This window comes from Mycobacterium paraense (assembly GCF_002101815.1).
GTDB classification, from domain to species: domain Bacteria; phylum Actinomycetota; class Actinomycetes; order Mycobacteriales; family Mycobacteriaceae; genus Mycobacterium; species Mycobacterium paraense.
In genome coordinates this window covers 314936-337554 of the sequence record NZ_LQPM01000010.1, presented here as the reverse complement: position 1 = coordinate 337554, position 22619 = coordinate 314936, and the positions used below count along the sequence as shown (strand labels likewise).

Annotated in this window: 21 protein-coding genes; 14 read left to right on the top strand and 7 right to left on the bottom strand. The window is 69.4% G+C overall.

Going from position 1 to position 22619, the window contains the following annotated elements; all coding sequences use genetic code 11:
* The first annotated feature begins 43 nt into the window (after positions 1-43).
* Genes AWB89_RS10585 through AWB89_RS10555 form a run of 7 tightly spaced genes read left to right on the top strand, consistent with a single transcriptional unit; the run spans position 44 to position 5872 of the window.
* Positions 44-1516: an APC family permease gene (locus AWB89_RS10585; protein WP_085173562.1), complete on the top strand. Its 1473-nt coding sequence runs from the start codon at positions 44-46 to the stop codon at positions 1514-1516.
* Positions 1517-1561: 45 nt separating this feature from the next.
* Positions 1562-1864, top strand: coding sequence for an urease subunit gamma (locus AWB89_RS10580; protein ID WP_085173392.1), 303 nt, complete (start codon positions 1562-1564; stop codon positions 1862-1864).
* Positions 1861-2175: an urease subunit beta gene (locus tag AWB89_RS10575; protein WP_085100641.1), complete on the top strand. Its 315-nt coding sequence runs from the start codon at positions 1861-1863 to the stop codon at positions 2173-2175. The genes AWB89_RS10580 and AWB89_RS10575 overlap by 4 nt, the downstream gene beginning before the upstream one ends.
* Positions 2172-3899, top strand: a complete 1728-nt coding sequence (locus AWB89_RS10570; protein WP_085173390.1) for an urease subunit alpha — start codon at positions 2172-2174, stop codon at positions 3897-3899. Before AWB89_RS10575 ends, AWB89_RS10570 begins: the two co-directional genes overlap by 4 nt.
* Positions 3899-4540: an urease accessory protein UreF gene (locus AWB89_RS10565; protein WP_085100635.1), complete on the top strand. Its 642-nt coding sequence runs from the start codon at positions 3899-3901 to the stop codon at positions 4538-4540. Before AWB89_RS10570 ends, AWB89_RS10565 begins: the two co-directional genes overlap by 1 nt.
* Positions 4541-4550: 10 nt before the next feature.
* Positions 4551-5222, top strand: a complete 672-nt coding sequence (gene ureG / locus AWB89_RS10560; RefSeq protein WP_085173388.1) for an urease accessory protein UreG — start codon at positions 4551-4553, stop codon at positions 5220-5222.
* Entirely contained in the window at positions 5222-5872 is a 651-nt protein-coding gene (locus tag AWB89_RS10555; protein ID WP_085173386.1) for an urease accessory protein UreD, read from the top strand. The genes ureG and AWB89_RS10555 overlap by 1 nt, the downstream gene beginning before the upstream one ends.
* Here the strand turns inward: AWB89_RS10555 and AWB89_RS10550 are convergent.
* From AWB89_RS10550 to AWB89_RS10540, 3 genes are all read right to left on the bottom strand, one after another.
* Positions 5869-7254 carry an NAD(P)/FAD-dependent oxidoreductase gene (locus AWB89_RS10550; RefSeq protein WP_085100626.1) on the bottom strand — a complete coding sequence of 462 codons (1386 nt, stop codon included), beginning with the start codon at positions 7252-7254 and terminating at the stop codon, positions 5869-5871. The genes AWB89_RS10555 and AWB89_RS10550 overlap by 4 nt on opposite strands.
* A gap of 175 nt (positions 7255-7429) precedes the next feature.
* On the bottom strand, positions 7430-8347 hold the full coding sequence (locus tag AWB89_RS10545) for an LLM class F420-dependent oxidoreductase (protein WP_085173384.1): 918 nt from the start codon (positions 8345-8347) through the stop codon (positions 7430-7432).
* A gap of 64 nt (positions 8348-8411) precedes the next feature.
* The gene (locus AWB89_RS10540) at positions 8412-9089 is read right to left on the bottom strand and encodes an SDR family oxidoreductase (RefSeq protein WP_085173382.1); all 678 of its coding nucleotides are present in this window, start codon (positions 9087-9089) and stop codon (positions 8412-8414) included.
* Positions 9090-9303: 214 nt separating this feature from the next.
* Here AWB89_RS10540 and modA point away from each other — a divergent pair, with 214 nt between their 5' ends.
* Entirely contained in the window at positions 9304-10077 is a 774-nt protein-coding gene (gene modA / locus AWB89_RS10535; RefSeq protein WP_085173380.1) for a molybdate ABC transporter substrate-binding protein, read from the top strand.
* A gap of 16 nt (positions 10078-10093) precedes the next feature.
* On the opposite strand, the gene AWB89_RS10530 is transcribed toward modA, so the two are convergent.
* Positions 10094-12772, bottom strand: a complete 2679-nt coding sequence (locus tag AWB89_RS10530; protein WP_085173378.1) for an ATP-binding protein — start codon at positions 12770-12772, stop codon at positions 10094-10096.
* Between the two features lie 134 nt (positions 12773-12906).
* Between AWB89_RS10530 and AWB89_RS10525 the strand changes: the two genes are divergently transcribed.
* The 6 genes from AWB89_RS10525 to AWB89_RS10500 all read left to right on the top strand — a co-directional run bounded on the left by AWB89_RS10525 (position 12907) and on the right by AWB89_RS10500 (position 18559).
* Positions 12907-13947, top strand: coding sequence for a hypothetical protein (locus AWB89_RS10525; protein ID WP_085173376.1), 1041 nt, complete (start codon positions 12907-12909; stop codon positions 13945-13947).
* Positions 13948-14044: 97 nt separating this feature from the next.
* Positions 14045-14842 carry an ABC transporter permease gene (locus tag AWB89_RS10520; RefSeq protein ID WP_085101449.1) on the top strand — a complete coding sequence of 266 codons (798 nt, stop codon included), beginning with the start codon at positions 14045-14047 and terminating at the stop codon, positions 14840-14842.
* A 4-nt stretch (positions 14843-14846) separates the two neighbouring features.
* Positions 14847-15941: a sulfate/molybdate ABC transporter ATP-binding protein gene (locus AWB89_RS10515; protein ID WP_085173374.1), complete on the top strand. Its 1095-nt coding sequence runs from the start codon at positions 14847-14849 to the stop codon at positions 15939-15941.
* 97 nt (positions 15942-16038) lie between these two features.
* Entirely contained in the window at positions 16039-17082 is a 1044-nt protein-coding gene (locus tag AWB89_RS10510) for an alanine and proline-rich secreted protein Apa (protein WP_085173372.1), read from the top strand.
* Between the two features lie 118 nt (positions 17083-17200).
* Positions 17201-17503, top strand: a complete 303-nt coding sequence (locus tag AWB89_RS10505) for a GlsB/YeaQ/YmgE family stress response membrane protein (RefSeq protein WP_085100606.1) — start codon at positions 17201-17203, stop codon at positions 17501-17503.
* Between the two features lie 27 nt (positions 17504-17530).
* The gene (locus AWB89_RS10500) at positions 17531-18559 is read left to right on the top strand and encodes a zinc-binding alcohol dehydrogenase family protein (protein ID WP_085173370.1); all 1029 of its coding nucleotides are present in this window, start codon (positions 17531-17533) and stop codon (positions 18557-18559) included.
* Between the two features lie 6 nt (positions 18560-18565).
* Here AWB89_RS10500 and AWB89_RS10495 read toward each other — a convergent pair whose 3' ends face one another.
* The 3 genes from AWB89_RS10495 to AWB89_RS10485 all read right to left on the bottom strand — a co-directional run bounded on the left by AWB89_RS10495 (position 18566) and on the right by AWB89_RS10485 (position 22613).
* Entirely contained in the window at positions 18566-19306 is a 741-nt protein-coding gene (locus AWB89_RS10495) for a CPBP family intramembrane glutamic endopeptidase (protein WP_085173368.1), read from the bottom strand.
* A 35-nt stretch (positions 19307-19341) separates the two neighbouring features.
* A complete protein-coding gene (locus AWB89_RS10490) occupies positions 19342-19914 on the bottom strand; it encodes a CGNR zinc finger domain-containing protein (protein ID WP_085173366.1) in 573 nt (190 codons plus the stop codon).
* A gap of 287 nt (positions 19915-20201) precedes the next feature.
* Entirely contained in the window at positions 20202-22613 is a 2412-nt protein-coding gene (locus AWB89_RS10485) for a phosphoketolase family protein (RefSeq protein WP_085173364.1), read from the bottom strand.
* Between the last annotated feature and the right edge of the window lie 6 nt (positions 22614-22619).

Genomic DNA, 22619 nt, shown 5'->3' with positions numbered 1-22619 from the left:
CGGCGCCGCGCACGACGGTCTTGAGCAGGTTTCACTGCGCGAAATGGCGCCCGAGGCGGCGGCGGAGGACGAGGACCTCGCGCAGCTGAAGGCGTTGGGATTCTCCTCGGAGTTCAAGCGCGACATGAGCCCGTGGGCCAACTTCTCGCTGGGCTTCACCTACCTGTCGCCCGTGGTCGGCATCTACACCGTGTTCGCGTTCGCCTTGGCCACCGCGGGTCCGCCGATGATCTGGAGCCTGCTGATCGTCGGCGCGGGGCAGATGCTGGTGGCGCTGGTGTTCAGCGAGGTGGTCGCGCAGTTCCCGGTGGCCGGCGGCGTCTACCCGTGGGCGCGGCGGCTGTGGGGGCGCAAATGGGCATGGATGACCGGGTGGGTCTATATGTTCTGCCTGTTGGCGCTGATAGCGGACGCCGCCTTCGGCGCGGGCCCCTATCTGGCCGCCATGGTCGGCTTCCGCCCGACCGCGTTGGCCAAAATCGGTTGCGCGCTCGCGGTTTTGGCGGTGGCGACGCTCATCAACCTGACCGGGACGAAGATCCTCGGCTACTTCGCGATCTTCGGCTTCACCGCGGAACTGATCGGCGCGCTCGTCGTCGGCGTCTGGCTGCTGATCACCCACCGGTCCCACGGCCTGGGTGTGCTGTTCCACAGCTTCAACGCCCAGGGCAGCCACAGCTTCCTGTACGCGTTCCTGGCCGCCAGCCTCATCGGCTTCTATCAGTTCTTCGGGTTCGAGGCGTGCGGGGACGTGGCGGAGGAGGTCCGCAACCCGGGCATCCAGATCCCGAAAGCGATGCGCCGCACCATCTATGTCGGCGGGGCCGCCTCCACGTTCGTGTGCCTGAGCCTGATCCTGTCGGTGACCGACTTCGGCGCGGTCATCCGCGGTGAGGACACCAACCCGATCTCGACCGTGCTGCAAAGCGCGTTCGGCGACATCGGGTCCAGGGTCGTGCTGGGCATCGTGTTGATCTCGTTCGTGTCGTGCGCCCTGAGCCTGCAGGCGGCCGCCAGCCGGCTGATCTTTTCCTACGGCCGCGACGGGATGATCTTCGGTTCCCGGCTGTTGGCGCGCTTCGATCACAAGCGGCACGTGCCGCCGTTCGCCCTGCTGGCCGCGGTCATCGTCCCCGGCGCGCTGATCATCGGGACCATCGTCTCCGAGCACCCGCTCAACAAGCTGGTCAGTTTCGGCACCGTCGGTGTCTACCTCGGGTTCCAGATGGTGGTGCTGGCCGCCCTGCGGGCGCGGCTGAAGGGCTGGAAGCCGTCCGGCAAGTACCGGCTGGGCCGGTGGGGGATGCTCGTCAACGTCAGCGCGCTGGTCTACGGCGTCGCGGCCATCGTCAACATCTGCTGGCCGCGCACGCCCGACGCCCCCTGGTACGACAACTACGTCGTGCTGTTGATGGCGGGCCTCATCATCGGCGTCGGCCTGCTGTACATGGTTTTCGCGCGGGCCCACGCCAACAGCGACGCGCCCTATGCCGACGCCATTCCGCAGCGGGCCTGACTCGACGTGTCGACCGCGTCGCGCTAATGGCAGGATCTAGAGGACATGCTTCTCACGCCGCACGAGCAAGAGCGACTGCTGCTGTCCTACGCCGCCGAGCTGGCCCGGCGGCGTAGGGCGCGGGGGTTGCGGCTGAACGTCCCCGAGGCCGTGGCCGTCATCACCGACCACATTCTCGAGGGCGCGCGGGACGGCCGCAGCGTCGCCGAGCTGATGACAAGCGGCTGCGCGGTGCTCGGTCGCGACGACGTGATGGAGGGGGTACCGGAGATGATCGACCACGTGCACGTCGAAGCGACGTTCCCGGACGGCACCAAGTTGGTCACCGTCCATCACCCGATCGCATGATTCCCGGCGAAATTCTCTATGGCGCAGGCGATATCGAGATCAATGCCGGCGCGCAGCGGCTCGAGATGCAGATCGTCAACACCGGCGACCGTCCGGTGCAGGTGGGCAGCCATGTCCACCTGCCCCAGGCCAACGCGGCGCTGTCGTTCGACCGGGCCGCGGCCCACGGGCACCGGCTCGACGTCCCCGCGGCCACCGCGGTGCGCTTCGAACCCGGCATCCCGCAGACCGTCCGGCTGGTCCCGCTGCGCGGCCGGCGCGAGGTGCACGGCCTGGACCTGAACCCGCCCGGACGGCTCGACCCGTCATGACGCGGCTGTCCAGGGAGCGCTACGCCGACCTGTTCGGCCCCACCACCGGCGACCGGATCAGGCTGGCCGACACCGGCCTGCTGGTGGAGATCACCGAAGACCGCAGCGGCGGACCGGGTTTGGCGGGCGACGAGGCGGTGTTCGGCGGTGGCAAGGTGCTGCGCGAATCGATGGGCCAGGGTCGCGCCAGCCGGGCCGAGGGTGCGCCCGACACCGTGATCACCGGCGCGGTGATCATCGACTACTGGGGAGTCATCAAGGCCGACATCGGGATTCGCGACGGCCGCATCGTCGCGATCGGCAAGGCGGGTAACCCCGACATCATGTCCGGGGTGCACCCGGACCTGGTGGTCGGGCCGTCCACCGAAATCATCGGCGGCAACGGCAAAATCGTCACCGCGGGAGCCATCGACTGCCACGTGCACCTGATCTGTCCGCAGCTGATGCCCGAGGCGCTGGGTTCCGGCATCACCACGATCATCGGCGGCGGCACCGGGCCCGCGGAGGGCACCAAGGCCACCACCGTCACGCCCGGCGAATGGCATCTGGCCCGGATGCTGGAGGCGCTGGATTCGTGGCCGGTGAACTTCGCGCTGCTCGGCAAGGGCAACACCGTCAACGCCGAGGGGTTATGGGAGCAATTGCGGGGCGGCGCTTCGGGTTTCAAACTGCACGAGGACTGGGGTTCGACACCCGCGGCCATCGACGCCTGCCTGACCGTGGCCGACGCGGCCGGCGTGCAGGTGGCGCTGCACACCGACACCCTCAACGAGATGGGGTTCGTCGAGGACACCCTGGGCGCCATCGCCGGCCGTTCGATCCACACGTACCACACCGAGGGCGCCGGCGGCGGGCACGCCCCGGACATCATGAGGGTCGCCGCCGAACCGAACGTGTTGCCCAGTTCCACCAACCCGACCCGGCCGCACACGGTGAACACGCTCGACGAGCACCTGGACATGCTGATGGTCTGCCATCACCTCAATCCCGCGGTGCCCGAGGATCTGGCGTTCGCCGAGAGCCGGATCAGGCCGTCGACGATGGCCGCCGAGGACCTGCTGCACGACATGGGCGCGATCTCGATGATCGGCAGCGACTCGCAGGCGATGGGCCGCATCGGCGAGGTGGTGATCCGTACCTGGCAGACCGCGCACGTGATGAAACGCCGCCGCGGCGCGCTGCCCGGCGACGGCTCGGGTCCTCAGGGGGCCGACAACCACCGGGCGCGGCGCTACGTCGCGAAATACACCATCTGCCCGGCCGTCGCGCACGGCCTCGATCACGAGATCGGCTCGGTGGAGGTCGGCAAGCTCGCCGACCTGGTGCTGTGGGAGCCCGCGTTCTTCGGCGTGCGACCGCACGCCGTGCTCAAGGGTGGCATGATCGCGTGGGCCGCGATGGGCGACGCCAACGCGTCGATCCCCACCCCGCAGCCGGTGCTCCCGCGCCCGATGTTCGGCGCCGCGACGGCCCCGGCCACCTCGGTGCACTTCGTCGCGCCGCAGGCCATCGAGGCGGGCCTGGCCGAAAAGCTGGCCGTCAACCGCCGACTGGTCCCCGTCAGCGACGTCGGCTCCGTCGGCAAGGCCGACCTGCCGCTCAACGACGCCATGCCCAGCATCGAGATCGATCCCGACACCTTCACCGTCCGCATCGACGGCGAGGTCTGGCAGGAGCAACCGGCGACGGAACTGCCCATGGCACAACGATATTTCCTGTTCTGATGGCCCAGCCACCACTGGCCACACTGCTCGCACTGGCCGACTCGCGACTGCCCACCGGCGGGCACGTGCACTCCGGTGGCGTCGAAGAGGCCGTCACCAGTGGGATGGTGACCGACCTGCGCACGCTCAAAGCGTTTCTGGTCCGCCGGATCCGCACGCAGGGGCTGGTCACCGCCTCGGTGGCGGCCGCGGTGCATCGCGGCGACATCTCCCTCGACGACGCGGACCGCGAAACCGACGCGCGTACCCCGGCGCCCGCGGCCCGGCTGGCCTCGCGCGCCCAGGGCCGCGGGCTGGCGCGGCTGGCGCGCCGGGTCTGGCCGCAGGCCGACTGGGACGCGCTGGGCCCGCGCCCGCACCTCGCGGTGGCCGCCGGGCGCGTCGGCGCGCTCAGCGGCCTGGGGCCGGAGCACACGGCGCTGCACGTCGTCTACACGACGATGACCGGCTCCGCGACCGCCGCCCAGCGGCTGCTGGCGCTGGACCCCGCCGCCGTCGCCGCCGTCACGTTCGAGTTGTCGGACCTGTGCGAGCGCACCGCCACCGAGGCGGGCGCCGGGCTGGCCGACCTGTCCGATCCCGCGCTCGACACGCTGGCGCAGCGCCACGCGGAACGCGAGCGGCCCCTCTTCGTTTCCTGAAAGGCTAATCATGTCAACGCATCTGCACGCCCACCCGCACACGCACCACGATCGGCCGAAACGGGTCCGGCGGCCGGGGGAGCCGCTGCGCATCGGCGTCGGGGGACCGGTCGGCTCCGGCAAGACGGCGCTCGTCGCCGCGCTGTGCCGCCAGTTGCGCGGGGAGAAGTCGCTGGCCGTGCTGACCAACGACATCTACACCACCGAGGACGCCGACTTCCTGCGCCGCAACGCGGTGCTGCCCGACGACCGCATCGCGGCGGTGCAGACGGGGGGCTGCCCGCACACCGCGATCCGCGACGACATCACCGCCAACCTGGACGCGATCGACGACCTGATCGCGGGCCACGACCACCTGGACCTGATCCTGGTCGAGTCCGGTGGCGACAACCTGACCGCCACGTTCTCGTCGGGCCTGGTGGACGTGCAGATCTTCGTCATCGACGTGGCCGGTGGCGACAAGGTGCCGCGCAAGGGCGGTCCCGGGGTGACCTATTCGGATCTATTGGTGGTCAACAAGATTGACCTGGCGCCGTTGGTCGGGGCCGACCTCGAGGTGATGGCCCGCGATGCGGACGCGGTGCGCGCCGGCCGGCCCACGATCATGCAGTCGTTGACCAAGGACCCGGCGGCCACCGAGGTGCTGGCGTGGGTGCGCGCTCAGTTGGCTGCCGTGACCTGATGCTTTCCGAGGTTGTGCTGGTCGCCTCCCGCGACCGGTTGCCGCGCATCGAGTGCCGCGGCGGCGGCATGCAGGCGCGCTGTACCGCGGCCGACACGGTGCATCTGGTGTCGGCGGCCGCCACGCCGCTGGGCGGCGACACCATCGACCTTCAGGTCATCGTCGAACGGGGCGCCCGCCTGAGGCTGCGCAGCGCCGCCGCCACCGTGGCGCTGCCCGGGGCGAGCACACCGACGTCGCACGCCCACTGGGTGATCGAGGTGGCCGGCAGCCTCGACGTCGACCTGGAGCCGACCGTGGTCGCCGGCGCCGCTAGGCACCTGTCCAGCGTGGCGCTGTCCCTGCACGACGACGGCCTGCTCCGGTTTCGCGAGCGGGTGCAGATCGGCAGATGCGGTGAGCGCGAGGGGTTCTGGTCCGGGTCGCTGCACGCCGACCGCGACGGCCTGCCGCTGCTGCGGCATCGGGTGGAACTGGGCGCGGGATCCCTGGCCGACGACGACATCTCGACGCCCCGCGCCGCCATCAACGAATTGCGCTACCCCGCAACGAGTTTCGAGACGACGGCCATCGACGAGGGATCGACCGTGCTGGCGTTGGCCGGCGGCGGGACGCTGAGCACGTGGCAGGCCGACCGGCTGGCCGGTTAGCTCGCCCGCCTGGCCGCCGGCCGCTTGGCCTCGGCGGCCGCCACCGCCAGCTGTTCGAGGCGGGTGCGGGCGAACGCCTGCTGTTCGGTGATGGTGAGCTGGCCGCGGCGGGTGCTCAGGAACGTCACCGTCCAGGACAGCAGCGTGCTGACCTTGGTCTTGAAGCCGACGAGGTAGACCAGGTGCAGCACCAGCCACATCAGCCAGGCGATGAAGCCGCTGAATTCCAGCGGACCGATCTTGGCCACCGCGGAAAACCGCGACACCGTGGCCATGGAGCCCTTGTCGAAGTACTGGAACGGCTCGCGGTCGGCCGGGTCGGCGCCGTCCAGCTCGGCCTTGATCGCGGCGGCGGCGTACTTGGCGCCCTGGATGGCGCCCTGCGCCACGCCGGGCACACCCTCGACGGCGGCCATGTCGCCGATGACGAACACGTTCGGGTGCCCGGGGATCGACAGGTCGGGCAGCACCTTGACCCGCCCGGCGCGGTCGACCTCGACCGAGGACTGCTCGGCCAGGTCCAGGCCGAGACCGCTGGCCTGCACCCCGGCGGACCACACCTTGCAGGCGGATTCGATGCGCCGGGTGGTGCCGTCGGAGTCCTTGACGGTGATGCCGTTGCGGTCGACGTCGGTGACCATCGCGCCCAGCTGGATCTCCACGCCCATCTTCTCCAGCCGCGCGGCCGCCCGCTCACCGAGCTTCTCGCCGAACGGCGGCAGCACCGCGGGGGCGGCGTCGAGCAGGATCACCCGCGCCTTGGTGGAGTCGATGTGCCGGAACGAACCCTTCAGGGTATGGGACGCCAATTCGGCGATCTGCCCGGCCATTTCGACGCCGGTGGGGCCGGCGCCGATGACCGTGAACGTCAGCAGCTTCGCGCGTCGTTCCGGGTCGCGGGACCGCTCGGCCTGCTCGAAGGCGCTCAGGATCCGCCCCCGCACCTCGAGCGCGTCGTCGATCGACTTCATGCCCGGGGCGAACTCGGCGAACTGGTCGTTGCCGAAGTAGGACTGCCCGGCGCCGGCGGCGACGATCAGGCTGTCATACGGGGTTTCGTAGGTGTGGCCGAGCAAGTCCGAGACGACGAACTGGCCCTGCAGGTCGATGTGCGTCACGTCGCCGAGCAGCACCTGGACGTTGCGCTGCCGGCGCAAGACGACGCGGGTGGGCGGGGCGATGTCGCCCTCGGAGACGATGCCGGTGGCCACCTGGTACAGCAGCGGCTGGAACAGGTGGTGGGTGGTGCGGGCGATCAACTTGATGTCGACGTTGGCGTGCTTGAGCTTCTTTGCCGCGTTGAGCCCGCCGAATCCCGAACCGATGATGACTACTTGATGACGACGCTCGGGTGCAGCAGTGGTTTCTGCCTGCGTGCTCATGTTCGGGCTGCTCCTGATCGGGGGCTCCTGGTCGCGCGAATTCAGTTAGCTACCACGCTATAAAGCCGATACCCGGAAACCCAGATCGTAAGCATGTGTAATCAAGCACATCGCGCGTCGGGCCTGGTCGATCCGACGTGATACTCGTCATGCCCGACGCGAAATGCGTTGTGCGTTACAGCCCGACGAGCGGGCGCAGCGCTTCGCCGGCCGCGGTGATGACGCCCGGCGTGTAGAACGGCATGTTGATGATCACGCCGTCGATCCCGGCGTCCAGGACCTTGGTTTTGATCTGCTCCGCGACCGACTCGGCGCCGCCGACCACCATGCGCTGCGTCATCTCGGCCGGGATCTGGTCCGCCTTGAAGTTCTCGTCGACGACCGCGGTGATCAGGGTGCTGGTCTCCAGCGTGGCCGGGTCGCGGCCGATCTCCTCGCAGCGCTCCCGCACGACCTTCAGCTTGCCGGGCAGCTCGTCGAAGCCGGCGATGACGTTGAGATGGTCGAAGTGGCGCGCGGCCATGGGGATCGTCTTCTTCTCGCCGCTGCCGCCGATCATCAGCGGAATGTGTTCGCGGAAGCGGGGATTGGCCATCGCCTGGTCGACGTGATACCACTTGCCGGAGAACGTCGGCCGCTCGCCCTTGAGCATCGGCAGGATGATCTGCAGCGCCTCGTCGAGCCGGTTGAACCTGTCGGTGAAGGTGCCGAATTCGAAGCCCAGCTGGTCGTGCTCGAGCTGGAACCAGCCGGCACCGATGCCCAGGATGGCCCGGCCCTGGCTCACCACGTCCAGCGTCGTGATGACCTTGGCCAGCAACGTCGGATTGCGATAGGTGTTGCCGGTGACCAGGGTGCCCAGCTGCACCCGTTCGGTCCCGGTGGCCAGCGCGCCCAGCGCGGTGTAGGCCTCCAGCATCGGTTGGTCGGGATCGCCCAGCATGGGCAGTTGGTAAAAGTGGTCCATCACGAAGACCGAGTCGAATCCGGCCGCTTCGGCCTCGCGGGCCTGGGCCAGGACGGTGGGGAAGAGCTGCTCCACCCCGGTGCCGTAGGAAAAGTTGGGGATCTGCAAACCGAGTCGAATAGCCACGCTAGCTACCGTAGCCACCGGCCCGGCGTCCGAACCAGAGCGCGAAAGCGGTTTTGATTCAGCCTCAGGCGAAACGAGCCAGCGCGCCGTGGCTCACGTGCAGCGTCTGGCCGGTGATGTGCCGGGCCGCCGGGGTGGTGAGGAACAGCGCCAGGCGGGCCACCTCCGCGGCGGCCGATGGTGCGGTGCGGGAGAGGCCGTCGTAACCGGGCTGGACGCTGCGGCCGCTGGCCACGGCGTTGACGGTGATGCCGCGGGTGCCGAAGATGCCCGCCTGCCCGGTGATCCAATTGGACAGCGTCGCTTTGATCGCGGCGTCGACGCTCCCGGCGGGCGGGTTCTCGGCCACCACGCCGATGATGGAACCGCCCGAGCGAAGGTGGTCGCCGACGGCCTGCACGGTCAGCACCGCCGACAGCACCGTCGCATCGAGCGCATCGCGCCACGCGGCCGCGGTGTCGGAGATCGAGTAGGTGCGCGGGTCGCCCGGGTCCCGGGTCGGCGCCGGGACGTTGACGATGGTGTCCAGGTGATGCGGGAACAACCCGCGGACCGATTCCAGGCTGGCCGGGTCGGTGGTGTCGCAGACGATCGCGTCCGCGTCGAGCTCCTTGGCAGCGATCTCCAGGTCGTCGCGGCGCGCCCCCACGAGGGTGACCTTGTGACCGTCATCGCGGAAGCCCTCGGCAACCGTGCGCCCCAGGTCCGTGTCCCCGCCGGTGACCAGCACTTCCACTGCCATGACCTCCTCGTGCTCAACGTTGAACCCAGAAGCTGCCTGGGACATCAGCGCGTTTATGGCATAAATCTAAGAAGATGTTACTGGACAGTAGCTCGTCCGCGAAACTCCGGGCCCCGCGACGCGCGGATCATTTGCATAACTATTTCGGCCGTCCCCTTTTTGCGGCGGTTTGGCCGCCGAGCGGACCGCATCCTCGGCGGGTTAGGGTGCATCCATGCGGCGGATCGGGATCCTGGCCGGTGCGGTTTCCATCATGCTGGCGGCGGTCCTGGTCGGATGCGGTTCCACGCCGCCGTCGACCCCGCCCGCCGGTTCCGGCAAGGTTGTGGTGTTCGGCGCCGCCTCGCTCAAGCCGGCGTTCACTCGGATCAGCCAACAGTTCACCGGCGAAAACCTCGGCAGCACAGTCGATTTCGAGTTCGCGGGTTCCTCCGAGCTCGCCACCCAGTTGACCCAGGGCGCGACGGCCGATGTGTTCGCGTCGGCCGACACCGCGCAGATGGACGCCGTCGCCAAGGCGGGCCTGCTGGCCGGCAATCCGACCAACTTCGCGTCCAACACGCTCGTCATCGTCACCGCGCCGGACAACCCGAAGCGGCTCGGCTCCTTCGCCGACCTCGCCAGGCCCGGGCTGAGCGTGGTGATCTGCCAGCAGCCGGTGCCGTGCGGGGCGGCGACCCGGCGCATCGAGGACAGCACGCGGGTGCGCCTCAACCCGGTCAGCGAGGAACTCAGCGTGACCGATGTCCTCAACAAGGTCACCACCGGGCAGGCCGACGCCGGGTTGGTGTACGTCACCGACGCCCGCAGCGCCGGCAACAAGGTGGCGACCGTGCAGTTCCCGGAGGCCGCCGCGGCGGTGAACGTCTATCCGATCGCGGTGTTGAAGCACGCCCCGCAACCCGCGTTGGCGCAGAAGTTCGTGGCCATGGTGACCGGTGCCGCGGGTCAAAACATCCTGTCCCAGTACGGCTTCGCCAAGCCCTGACGCCCGCCCGTGGCGTTCAGCTGCGGTGCTCGAGTTCCGTTCGGGCTTGGTCGATTTGGTCGTATGCGTAAGTCACCATGGCGGCGGTGGTCATCGTCTCACCCTTGCGTGCAAGCGATTCGTAGGTCTGGTCGCCGAGCACATCGCGCAGGTTAGTAATAGCAGTGGTGACGCCGGGGTTCGCCGTGGCGGTGAGGGGACTGAGGCCGAAACCCGCGATGGTAGCCGCCGGTTCACGGCGTCCGAGCCGTTCGAAGAAGGCGGCGAGCACAGTCAGCGGGAAACGGATCATGGTCGCGTTGCCCGCGTCGTGAAAATTCCGGATCGCAAGCGCAACGTAGTCGAGCGCGGCCAGCGGGTCGCCGTACTCGGCCTCGAGGCGGGCCAGACTGCCCGCGATTCGTGTTTCGGTATTGCGGTTCCCGCTCTCCTGGGCGATCGCCAGACCGCGGCGCTGCGCATCCAGCGCCGCGGCGGGATCAGCGTCGCCGAACGCGTAACCGTAGGCATAGAGCGCGAACGAGAGCGCAGCCGGGTTGCCGGCGGCCTTGGCAGTCTCGATCAGGCCATCAGCGACGGCCCTGGCGTCCTCACCGCAACCCGCCACCGTCAGTGCGACGGTCAGGAACGCCCTGGTGATCCCGTGTGTGTCGCGGCCGCGGGCGAGCATGGCGCGGCACCATTGGACCTGCTGTTCGGGTTGGCCGACGTGCAGGTACGCAGCGCCGAGCGCGCCCTCGAGGCCGAAAGGCACCTCGTCATGACGCCCGCTGCCGATCGCCAGCCGGCCTGAGTCGCTGTAGGCAACGGCTGCCTCGATCCGTCCGGGCCACCAGCATGAAGACGCCATCGAATAAAGGAACGCGAGTTTCGGATGATCGGCGGTGCGGGCGGGTTCGATGAGCTCCTCGGCCCAGGCTATCGGCTCGTAATTGTGCATCCAGAACCCAAGCCATGCCGCCCATGTCGCGATGGCGACGGCGACATCAAGGTCGCCGTGGTCGGCACCCCATCGAAACGCGGTGCGCAGATTGGCCAGTTCGGCGGTGAACCAGTCGTACGCCTCCCGCTGGCGGGGGCTGTCCCACAGGGCCATGATGTCCACTTCGCGCCCGGCGAAGTAGCGCGAGTGCTCGACCCGAATCTCCGACGCTTCGCCGCGAGCGACGAGTTGTTCCTCAGCGAATTGGCGGATCGTTTCCAGCATCGAATACCGGGTGCGTGACGCGGACCGGTCGGCGACCAGCAGCGACTTGCGTACCAGCGCGTTGAGCACCTCGAGGATGGCGTACTCGTCGAGGTCAGCTGATCCGGCTAGCGCGCAAGCGCTTTGCAGGTCGAATCCGCCCGCGAACACCGAACAGCGGTCCAGAAGGGTCTTTTCGGTGTCGTCGAGCAGGTCGTAGGACCAGGCCACGGCGTGGCGCAGTGTCTGGTGGCGTCCGACGCCGCGCCGCGGGCCGACCAGCAGCCTGAACCGGTGATCAAGACGATCACGCATCTCACTGGCGGTCATCGACGCCATCCGCGAGGCAGCCAGTTCGATGGCCAACGGGATCCCATCAAGACGCTGACACGTCTCGGTGACTGCGGCGGCTTCACCGCCGTCGACCACCGAGAAGCCCGGTGCAATACCTTGAGCGCGTTCGACGAAGAGGCTCACCGCCGCGCAGTCGATTCCCGCTGTGGCGTCCAGTGAGCGCACCGGCCACACCTGCTCACCAGGAAGCCCGAGTCCTTCGCGACTGGTGGCAAGGATTCGAACAGTCGCCAAGTGCGGGAGTATTGCTTCGACCAGGTCGGCGGCGGCGCGGAGAACGTGCTCGCAATTGTCGATCACCAACAGTCGGACACGGCCCTCCAACGCAGCGGCCACCGACTCAGTGACGGTCTTACCCGGCTGCTGGGTGATGCCGAGCACCGACGCCACCGCATCGGGTATGGCTGCCGGGTCGCTGACCGCGGCCAGCTCGAAAAACCAAACCCCGTCAGGAAATTCATCGGCCAGCCGCGTAGCGACTTCGATCGCCAGGCGGGTCTTGCCGACCCCACCCACCCCGGTCAGCGTCACCAACCGATGAGCCTTCACGGCCGCTTCGAGCTCGGTGACCTCGGACTCACGTCCGATCAAGCTGGCGGTCGCAGGTCGCAGATTTCCCGGAGTCGTGTCGTGCGCCCGCAACGGCGGAAACTCCGCGCGAAGCTCCGCCGCCCGTACTTGAAACACCCCTACAGCCACCGGTACATCCCGCAACCGCCGCGGCCCCAGATCCACAAGATCAACGCCGCTGAGCAGACTTGCCGTCGACTCGGCCATGAGAATCTGACCGCCATGCCCGGCGGCCATCACTCGTGCAGCACGATTTAGCACCACACCGAAATAGTCGCCATCCCGCAGTTCGGCTTCCCCGGTCGCCATCCCCATCCGCACTGGCAACTCCAACGTCCGCTGGGCAGCCACCGCCGCATCGACTGCCGACCTGGGTGAGGCGAAGGCGGCACACACCCCGTCACCGGTGTGTTTGAACATGAAACCGCCGCGCCCCTCGATCGCCGAACGCAACACCTCGTCATGTGCGGCAAGGGCTTTCCGCATCGAATCCGCGTCCGTCTCCCACCGACGGGTCGAACCCTCAATATCGGTGAACAGGAACGTTACAACCCCAGCAGGCGGGCCCCCTGCGGACACCCGCACAGAATGTCACACCAAGCCCACTACCACCTAGCAAACGCTACCGCGGCGCCGGATTCGTCGCGGCGCGTCTCGGGAGACGCGCAATGACACGACATTTGGGATCGGTAACACCACGGCTGCCCGATACTTTGGGGATGAGCGTCAACGACCAATACGCCGCGTCGCGCCAGTTCGTGGCATCCGCTCCCACGATGTCCACCCAAATGAACGCGTTCGCCACCGGCAAGGGCCGGTTCCTCGTCCAGGCGGCGATGTTCGCGTTGATCTTCGTACTGGTCGGGGCGGTCCTCACGCGCCGGACCCAGGGTTTCGTGATCGTCATCGCGGGGCTCGTGGCGCTTTCCCTGTTCGGTTTGGCGGGGACCGCCTACGTGTGGTGGCGTTCGCGGCGAAAGATAGTCATCGGTGTCACGAGCGACGGCCTGACCGTCGATCAGCGGCGCAAAGTTTTCCCGCTCGTCGATGCGAAGCTGGGCCCCTGGGTGAACATGGGGGTGGCCCTTCACCTGCAGAGTGGCTCGCAACGCTTCGTTATCGGCGGACGCGACCGTCGCATTGCTCCGTCGACACGGCTCGACGCACCGCCCGCCCAGGCCGTCGACGCCTGGTTGTGGGTCGCGGAATTCGATGAGCTGCTCGCCGTGGCGGGCCGTCAGAGCGGGCTGGACTCGCGCGGGCCTCGGTCGGGTGAGCCGACGCGGTGTTTGCTGTTTCCGAACCCCTATTTGGCCGAAGCAATGGGGTCGTTCGCATTCCGCAAGCAACACCGACTTCAGCAATCGCTCTCGAAACCCAGCCTGGTCCTTGACTTGGAGGACGACGCGATTCGGGTGATCGACCCGAACAGCGACGCGCGTCGTGTGACGGCCTCGCGTGCGGACGTGACCGCGACGCCGGCAACGTTTCAGGCCGACAGTGTTCACAGCGGCGACGGCAGCACGTATAACTACCCCGCGACCCCCGGCCTGGCGGTGCAGCTTCCCGGCCAGACACCGCTGACGATCGGATGTCTCGACTTGGCGGGCTCGGCATTTCGCTTTTCGTGGCGCGGCGATTCGGCTCGGTCGAACGAGCGTCCCGCCTATGTCGTCTCGGGGGCGGATTGGTCGGCGCTCGTCGAGGAGTTCGGCTTGACCCCGCAGTTGGAAGACAAAGCCAAGCGCCACGACGCCTAGTTCGAAGCGACTGATGTCGCGCCTGGCCGATTCCCCGCATGCACACCGCTAGGTTGAGGCGGGTGTAGATCTCCCGGCCACGGTGAGGGGTGAACGTATTAGCGAGCGACGCACGGACCTCCCGCGGTGGGTATACGTCCCCGCCGCCGTGGGGGCCGCGTTCGTGGTGCTGCCGCTGCTGGCGATCGCGGTCAAGGTCGACTGGCCGAACTTCTGGTCGCTGATCACTAGCGCCTCGTCTCGGACGGCGCTGCTGCTGAGCCTCAAGACCGCCGCCGCCAGCACCGCCCTGTGCGTGCTGCTGGGGGTGCCGATGGCCCTGGTGCTGGCCCGCAGCACGGCGCGGCCGGTTCGGCTGCTGCGGCCGCTGATCCTGCTGCCGCTGGTGCTGCCGCCGGTGGTGGGCGGCATCGCATTGCTCTACGCGTTCGGCCGGCTCGGCCTGATCGGGCACTACCTTGAGGCCGCCGGCATCAGCATCGCCTTCAGCACCACCGCGGTGGTGCTGGCGCAGACGTTCGTCTCGCTGCCGTTCCTGGTGATCTCCCTGGAGGGCGCCGCCCGCACCGCGGGTGCCGACTACGAGGTGGTGGCCGCGACGCTGGGCGCGCGACCCAGCGCGGTCTGGTGGCGGGTGACCCTGCCGCTGCTGCTGCCGGGCATGACGTCGGGGGCGGTGCTGGCGTTCGCCCGCTCGCTCGGCGAGTTCGGCGCGACGCTGACGTTCGCCGGTTCCCGGCAGGGCGTCACCCGAACGCTGCCGCTGGAGATCTACCTGCAGCGGGTGACCGACGCCAACGCCGCGGTGGCGCTGTCGATCCTGCTGGTGGCGGTGGCGGCGCTGGTGGTGCTGGGGCTGGGTGCGCGCCGGTTGACCGGCACGGACGCGAGGTAGCCGCATGAGCGAGCTGCAGCTGCGCGCCGTCGTCGCCGAACGCGATCTGGATGTGGAGTTCTCGGTGTCCGCGCGCGAGGTGCTGGCCGTCCTGGGACCCAACGGCGCGGGCAAGTCCACCGCGCTGCACGTGATCGCCGGCCTCGTTCGTCCCGACGAGGGGGTGGTGCGGCTGGGGGATCGGGTGCTGACCGACACCGCGGCGGGGGTGAACGTGGCGACGCACGATCGCCGGGTGGGGTTGCTGCTGCAGGACCCGCTGCTGTTTCCGCACCTGAGCGTCGCGGCCAACGTGGCCTTCGGGCCGCGCAGCCGCCGCCGATCCGTCCGGCCGGCCCGCGCCGGCGCGCGGGCGACCGCGCTGCGCTGGCTGCGCGAGGTGGACGCCGAGGACCTCGCGGACCGAAAGCCGCGGCAGCTCTCCGGGGGCCAGGCCCAGCGGGTGGCGATCGCCCGCGCCCTGGCCGCCGAACCCGATGTGCTGCTGCTCGACGAGCCACTGGCCGGCCTCGACGTCGCCGCGGCCGCGGGCATCCGCACGGTGCTGCGCAGCGTGGTGACCCGGACCGGCTGCGCGGTCGTCCTGGTCACCCACGAGCTGCTCGACGTGTTCACGCTGGCCGATCGCGTGCTGGTCCTGGAGTCCGGAAAGATCGCCGAATTCGGGCCGGTGCCAGACGTTCTCACCGCGCCGCGCAGCCATTTCGGCGCGCGGATCGCCGGCATCAACATCGTCAACGGCACCGTGTGCCCCGACGGCTCGCTGCGCGATCGCTCGGGCTCCTACTGGCATGCGCGCCCGGCGCAGCGGCTGGACGCCGACGTCCGCACCGCCGTCGCGGTGTTCCCGCCGGCGGCGGTGGCCGTGTATCGCGATCACCCCCACGGCAGCCCGCGCAATGCGGTCGAGGTGACGGTGGCCGAGCTCGACGTCCGCGGATCCGCGGTCCTGGTGCGAGGCCGGGAACAGTCGGATGGCGCGCCGGGACTGGCCGCGGAGATCACCGCGGACGCGGCCACGGAGTTGCGGCTGACGCCGGGGGAGCGGGTGTGGTTCTCCGTCAAGGCACACGAGGTGACGCTGTACCCCGCACCGTGACCTGCGCGGACGACCCCAAAGTTGCACATCGGCAACATCGGCAAAACTGCCGCAAGGCACCCTTGCGTCACAGCCGTAACACGGTAGGTTCGTCGCCATGGAGCAGGTGGACGCGAACTCGACAGGCCGCAAAGGATTCTGGGCGACGCTGGCGATCGCTACGGTGACCGGCGCCAGCGCGGTCGCAATCGCATTGCCGGCGACCTCCAGCGCCGATCCCGAGACCCCGACCCCGGTGCCGCCGAGCACGACGACGGCAGCCGCGCCGGCGCCGGCGACCGCCACGACGCCGCCCCCGCCGGGCGCCCCGGCGGCGCCGCCGGGCCAACCGGGCGATCAAAACCCCGCGCCGCCGCCGCCACCGGTCGACCCGAACGCGCCGCCGCCACCGCCCGTCGACCCCAACGCGGGCCGGATCGGCAACCCCGTCGGCGGGTTCAGCTTCGTGCTGCCCCCGGGCTGGGTCGAGTCCGACGCGTCGCACCTCGACTACGGTTCGGAGTTGCTCAGCAAGACCACCGGCCAGCCGCCGGCCCCCGGGCAGGCGCCGCCGGTCGCCAACGACACCCGCATCGTGATGGGCCGCCTGGACCAGAAGCTCTACGCCAGCGCCGAAGCCACCAACGCCAAGGCCGCGGTGCGGCTCGGCTCGGACATGGGTGAGTTCTTCATGCCCTACCCCGGCACCCGGATCAACCAGACGAGCGAGCCGCTGACCGCCGCCAACGGGATCGCCGGAAGCGCGTCGTACTACGAGGTGAAGTTCAGCGACCCGTCCAAGCCGAATGGCCAGATCTGGACCGGGGTGGTCGGCTCGCCCTCGGCCGGCAACGGACCACCGCAGCGCTGGTTCGTGGTGTGGCTGGGCACGTCGAACGACCCGGTGGACCAGGGCGCGGCGAAAGCACTGGCCGAGTCGATCCAGCCCTGGACGGCGCCGGCCGCCCCGCCGCCGGCTCCGGGCGCGCCCGCTCCGGCTCCCGGTGCGCCCGCTCCGGCACCGGGTGCGCCCGCGCCGGCACCGGGTGCGCCCGCGCCGGCTCCCGGCGCTCCGGCTCCCGCACCCGCTCCGGGCCAGGCGCCCGCGGGCGACTTCACCCCGGGTGCATCGCCCGCGCCGCAGCGGACCGTGGCGAGCTAAGCAATAAGGCTCGCATCACGGCCAATTCGGCACATGTTTCATAAGGAGAAATCGGGTACTCCCTGAGAACGGCCCAGCGGTCCCGCTGGGCTTTGCCAGCGATAGCAAGGAGACCCGCATGGACGTCATCGCAGCAACCGACTTTCTCGCCCGATCATCCACCCTGACCAGCGTCGGCTGGATCGGCTACATCATCATCGGCGGCCTGGCGGGAGCAATCGCCAGCCGGATCATCAGGGGCAGCGGAGCCGGCATCCTGATGGACATCGTGATCGGCATCGTCGGCGCGTTGATCGGCGGCTTCATCCTGAGCTTCTTCGTCAACACCGCCGGCGGCGGGATCATCTTCACCTTCTTCACCGCGCTGCTCGGCGCGCTGATCCTGCTGTGGGTCGTCGGCATGGTGCGGCACCGGACCTAGCCGCGGGTCACCCGGCATGATGGGGTGATGGCCCCGGCGGCGACGACCACGACAATGCGCGCGTGGCGCGTGCGCCGCCCGGGGCCGATGGACACCGGCCCGCTCCAGCAGGTCACCGCCGAGGTGCCGCGGCCGGAACCGTCGGAGTTGCTGGTCGCCGTTCGCGCCTGCGGCGTGTGCCGCACCGACCTGCACGTCACCGAGGGCGACCTCCCGGTGCACCGCGAGCGGGTGACGCCCGGGCACGAGGTGGTGGGGGAGGTCGTCGAGGTCGGCGCCGACGCGGGTGACGACTTCAGACCGGGCGACCGGGTGGGCATCGCCTGGCTGCGCCACACCTGCGGGGTGTGCAAATACTGCCGCCGCGGCGACGAGAACCTGTGCCCGCAATCCCGGTACACCGGCTGGGACGCCGACGGCGGATACGCCGAATTCGCCACCGTCCCAGCCGCGTTCGCGCACCACCTGCCGAGCGGCTACAGCGACAGCGAGCTGGCCCCGCTGCTGTGCGCCGGCATCATCGGGTACCGATCCCTGCTGCGCGCCGAGCTACCGCCGGGCGGGCGGCTCGGGCTCTACGGCTTCGGCGGCAGCGCCCACATCACCGCGCAGGTGGCGCTGGCGCAGGGCGCCGAGGTGCACGTGATGACCCGCGGCGCCGAAGCGCGCAAGCTGGCGCTGGAGCTCGGCGCGGCGTCCGCGCAGGGCGCGGCGGATCCGCCGCCGGTCGCGCTGGACGCCGCGATTCTCTTCGCGCCCGTCGGCGAGCTGGTGCTGCCCGCGCTGGAGGCGCTGGACCGGGGCGGCACGCTGGCGATCGCGGGCATCCACCTCTCCGACATCCCGCCCCTGAACTACCAGCGCCACCTGTTTCAGGAGCGCCAGGTGCGGTCGGTCACGTCGAACACGCGGGCCGACGCGCGAGCCTTCCTCGAATTCGCCGGGCAGCACCACATCGAGGTCACGACGCCGGAGTACCCGCTCGACAAGGCCGACGAGGCGCTGACCGACCTCAGCGCCGGACGCATCGCGGGCGCCGCCGTGCTGCTGGTGTAGCGCGCCTCAGGTCGACAGGTGCCAGACCAGCGCCGCGGCCAGGGCGCCGAGCCCGTTGAGCGACCAGTGCAACGCGATCGGCGCGATCAGGCTGCCACTGCGCCGGCGCAGCCAGCTGAAGACGAACCCGGCGGCCCCGGTGGCCAACACCGCCAGCGTCACGCCGGCCAGCATCCCAGCGAACCCGCCGCCGAACAGCCGGGTGAAGCCGACGTTGTTGCTGGTGAGCCCGAGCGACGTGGCCACGTGCCAGAGACCGAAGAGCAGCGACCCGCCCAGCGCCACGCCCCGAAAACCCCAGGCGCGGTTCAGCGTGCCGTGCAGCACGCCCCGAAACGCGAGCTCCTCGGGGATCACGGTCTGCAGCGGGATGACGATCATCGAGGCGATCAGGGCGCCGGAGATCGTGGCGTAGTGGTTGTTCAGGAACATCGGCCGCGTCATCGGCAGCAGGATCCCCAGCCCGATCACCGCGGCCACGACGCCCACGGCGCCCAGCGCATAGCCCAGCCCGGACCTCCAGTGCGCGCGGCCCAGGCCGAGGTCGACCCAGTCCAGCCCCCGGGCTCGCATCAGCACCGCCAGGCCCACGGCGGCGGCGGGGACGGTGGCGATGCTGGCCCACGGCGTGGTGAAGTGCGCGATCAGGTTGGTCAGCACCAGCACCGCGACGACCACGGCGATGTCGAGGTGCACACGGAACCGATGGGGCGCCGACGGCGGTGCGGCAGCGATGGCGTCGGGCATCCGGCAAGTTTACCCGCGGCCGGCGTTCGGCCAGGTCAGTCGGATGGGGAACCCTCGAGCGCAGCGGCACCGGCGTGCCGGCGGGCGCGGAAGGCCTGAACCTTGGCGCGGTTGCCGCAGGTGCTCATCCCACACCAATGCCGGTTCCGGGCGCGCGACGCGTCGATGTAGAGGCGCGTACAGCCGGCGGCGGAACATTCCTTGACCTTCTCGAAGTCGGGTCCGGCATAAAGGTCGAGCAGGTCTGCGGCCAGCCTGGCAAGCAGCTGCGGCGCGGTACCGCCACGGCGCACCGACCCGTTCGGCTGCAACACCGGCGTGAGCTGGGGTTGGGAGCCGTGCTCATTCAGCAGGTCGACGTCGGCGGCCTCGGGCCGCCCACCCCCGAGGCGTGCCACCACGACCCGGTAGCTGGCTTCGCGCAGCGCGATCGCGGCCGCCAGTTCGTCGTCGGTGACCTCGATCGCCGCATCCGCCAGCGCCGCCCCAATTGCCCAGTCCGACAACCGCTGCGGGTCGGACAGCAGGTCCTCACGCGCTGAAGTCCGATATCTCAGCGTGCCGACGAAGTCGAGGCACAGCCGCCCGCCCACGTAGTAAAACCTCATGTAACCACCTTGACAGGTTTCATGGCGTCAGACAAGATGTAACTATCCAAGACGGTTACACGGTCAGGCGGATGAGCTCGCACGAGAGGGGCGACCGATGGCGACAACGATATGGACGTTGATCTCGATATTTGTCATCGCTCCGTTGGGTGCGCTTGTCTTTGACAGGCCCCTCAACGGCAATTGGATCTGGCACATCGACGCCGAGAAGCCGAGGGACTTCAGGTAGGCGTCCCTCCGGTCACTCGCCGCGTTCGGTCCAGGTCCAATTGGTCGTCTCGCTCCCGTCACCCACTACGTTCGTTCAGCTCGCTCGCCTCCCAGGTCCACCCCGAGATCGCCGGGTCGTCCTCGCCGTGCTCGCGGGTGTAGACGCGGGCGGCCAGGCGGGCGTCGACCATTCGCTGGCGCAGCACCGCAGCCTGGCTGGCCAGCCCGTCCACCCGGTCGATGACGTCCATGACCAGGTGGAACCGGTCGAGGTCATTGAGCATCACCATGTCGAACGGCGTCGTGGTGGTGCCGCGCTCCTTGAAGCCGCGCACATGCATGCGCTCATGATTGGCCCGCCGATAGGTGAGGCGGTGGATCAGCCACGGGTAGCCGTGGTAGGCGAAGATGACCGGCCGGTCGCGGGTGAACAGCGCGTCGAATTCCTTGTCCGGCAAGCCATGTGGGTGCTCAGACTCCGGCTGCAGCCGCATCAGGTCGACAATGTTGATCACGCGCACCGCCAGCCCGGGCAGTTCGCGGCGCAGGATGTCGGCGGCGGCCAGCGTCTCCAGCGTCGGGATGTCGCCCGCGCAGGCCAGCACCACGTCCGGCTCGGCCATCGCCGAGCCGGACGTACTCGCCCACTCCCAGATGCCCAGCCCGCGCGCGCAGTGCGCGATCGCCTGGTCCATGTCCAGGTAGGCCAGGGCCGGCTGCTTGCCGGCGACGATGACGTTGACGTAGTCGCGGCTGCGCAGGCAGTGGTCGGCCACCGACAGCAGCGTGTTGCCGTCCGGCGGCAGGTACACCCGGGTCAGCTCGGCGCGCTTGTTGGCGACCAGGTCGATGAAGCCGGGGTCCTGGTGTGACGCGCCGTTGTGGTCCTGGCGCCACACGTGCGAGGTCAGTAGGTAGTTCAGCGACGCGATCGGGCGCCGCCACGGCAGTTCCCGGCTGGTGGCCAGCCACTTCGCGTGCTGGTTGAGCATCGAGTCGACGATGTGCACGAACGCCTCGTAGCAATTGAACAGACCGTGCCGGCCGGTCAGCAGGTAGCCCTCCAGCCAGCCCTGGCACAGGTGCTCGGAGAGCACCTCCATCACCCGGCCGTCGGGCGCCAGGTGCTCGTCGTCGGGCTCGATCTCCGACATCCACGCCTTGGCGGTCGACCCGTACACGGCGTCGAGCCGGTTGGAGGCCGTCTCATCGGGACCCATCAGGCGGAACCGGTCGGGATTGCGGGCGATCACGTCGCGCAGGAAGGTCCCCAGTACCCGGGTGGCCTCGTGCGTCTGGGTGGCCGGGCGTGGCACCGGCACCGCGTAGTCGCGGAAGTCGGGCAGGTTGAGGTCGTGCAGCAGCAGGCCGCCGTTGGCGTGCGGGTTGGCGCTCATCCGGCGATCGCCGCGGGGCGCCAGGGCCCGCAGCTCGGGGCGCAGGGCGCCGCTGCCGTCGAACAGTTCGTCGGGCCGGTAGCTGCGCAGCCATTCCTCCAGCTGCGCGCGGTGAGTCGGGTTGTCGTGGGTCTCGGCCAGCGGCACCTGGTGCGCCCGCCAGGTGCCCTCGACCTTCTTGCCGTCCACCACCTTGGGCCCGGTCCAGCCCTTGGGGGTGCGCAACACGATCATCGGCCACACCGGACGCTCCGCCCGGACGCCGGCGCGCGCCGCGCCCTGGATCGCCGCGATGTCGTCGAACGCGTCGTCGACCGCGGCGGCCAGCTGGCGGTGCACGTCGGTGGGGTCCTGGTCTTCGTGCGCGGCGACCGTGATCGGCCGGTAGCCGTACCCGCGCAGCAGCGCCTCCAGCTCGGGGTGGGGGATGCGCGCCAGCACGGTCGGGTTGGCGATCTTGTAGCCGTTGAGCTGCAGGATCGGCAACACCGCGCCGTCGGTGACCGGGTTGAGGAATTTGTTGGAGTGCCAGCTCGCGGCCAGCGGGCCCGTCTCGGCCTCGCCGTCGCCGACCACGCATGCCACCACCAGGTCGGGGTTGTCGAACGCCGCGCCGTAGGCGTGCACCAGGGCGTAGCCCAGCTCGCCGCCCTCGTGGATCGACCCGGGCGTCTGGGCGGCGACGTGGCTGGGGATGCCGCCGGGAAAGGAGAACTGCCGGAACAGCTTTCGCAACCCTTCGGCGTCCTCCTCGATGCCGGTGTACACCTCGCTGTAGGTGCCCTCCAGGTAGGCGTTGGCCACCAGCCCGGGTCCGCCGTGGCCGGGCCCGGTGACGTAGATGACGTTGGCGTCGCGGTTGCGGATGACCCGGTTCAGGTGGGCATAGATGAGGTTGAGCCCGGGCGTGGTGCCCCAGTGCCCCAACAGCCGGGGTTTGACGTGTTCGGGCGACAGCGGTTCGGCCAGCAGCGGGTTGTCGAGCAGGTAGATCTGCCCGACCGACAGGTAATTGGCGGCACGCCAATACGCGTGGATCAGATCAAGTTCGTCGTCGGCAAGGGGCTGGGTGGTTGGGCTTTCGACAGTCACCCCGCC

Bases quoted from the DNA above. Each gene is read 5' to 3' on its own strand.
- AWB89_RS10585 (WP_085173562.1), top strand. From the start codon at position 44: ATGGCGCCCGAGGCGGCGGCGGAGGACGAGGACCTCGCGCAGCTGAAG.
- AWB89_RS10580 (WP_085173392.1), top strand. From the start codon at position 1,562: ATGCTTCTCACGCCGCACGAGCAAGAGCGACTGCTGCTGTCCTACGCC.
- AWB89_RS10575 (WP_085100641.1), top strand. From the start codon at position 1,861: ATGATTCCCGGCGAAATTCTCTATGGCGCAGGCGATATCGAGATCAAT.
- AWB89_RS10570 (WP_085173390.1), top strand. From the start codon at position 2,172: ATGACGCGGCTGTCCAGGGAGCGCTACGCCGACCTGTTCGGCCCCACC.
- AWB89_RS10565 (WP_085100635.1), top strand. From the start codon at position 3,899: ATGGCCCAGCCACCACTGGCCACACTGCTCGCACTGGCCGACTCGCGA.
- ureG (WP_085173388.1), top strand. From the start codon at position 4,551: ATGTCAACGCATCTGCACGCCCACCCGCACACGCACCACGATCGGCCG.
- AWB89_RS10555 (WP_085173386.1), top strand. From the start codon at position 5,222: ATGCTTTCCGAGGTTGTGCTGGTCGCCTCCCGCGACCGGTTGCCGCGC.
- AWB89_RS10550 (WP_085100626.1), bottom strand. From the start codon at position 7,254: ATGAGCACGCAGGCAGAAACCACTGCTGCACCCGAGCGTCGTCATCAA.
- AWB89_RS10540 (WP_085173382.1), bottom strand. From the start codon at position 9,089: ATGGCAGTGGAAGTGCTGGTCACCGGCGGGGACACGGACCTGGGGCGC.
- modA (WP_085173380.1), top strand. From the start codon at position 9,304: ATGCGGCGGATCGGGATCCTGGCCGGTGCGGTTTCCATCATGCTGGCG.
- AWB89_RS10525 (WP_085173376.1), top strand. From the start codon at position 12,907: ATGAGCGTCAACGACCAATACGCCGCGTCGCGCCAGTTCGTGGCATCC.
- AWB89_RS10515 (WP_085173374.1), top strand. From the start codon at position 14,847: ATGAGCGAGCTGCAGCTGCGCGCCGTCGTCGCCGAACGCGATCTGGAT.
- AWB89_RS10510 (WP_085173372.1), top strand. From the start codon at position 16,039: ATGGAGCAGGTGGACGCGAACTCGACAGGCCGCAAAGGATTCTGGGCG.
- AWB89_RS10505 (WP_085100606.1), top strand. From the start codon at position 17,201: ATGGACGTCATCGCAGCAACCGACTTTCTCGCCCGATCATCCACCCTG.
- AWB89_RS10500 (WP_085173370.1), top strand. From the start codon at position 17,531: ATGGCCCCGGCGGCGACGACCACGACAATGCGCGCGTGGCGCGTGCGC.
- AWB89_RS10495 (WP_085173368.1), bottom strand. From the start codon at position 19,306: ATGCCCGACGCCATCGCTGCCGCACCGCCGTCGGCGCCCCATCGGTTC.
- AWB89_RS10490 (WP_085173366.1), bottom strand. From the start codon at position 19,914: ATGAGGTTTTACTACGTGGGCGGGCGGCTGTGCCTCGACTTCGTCGGC.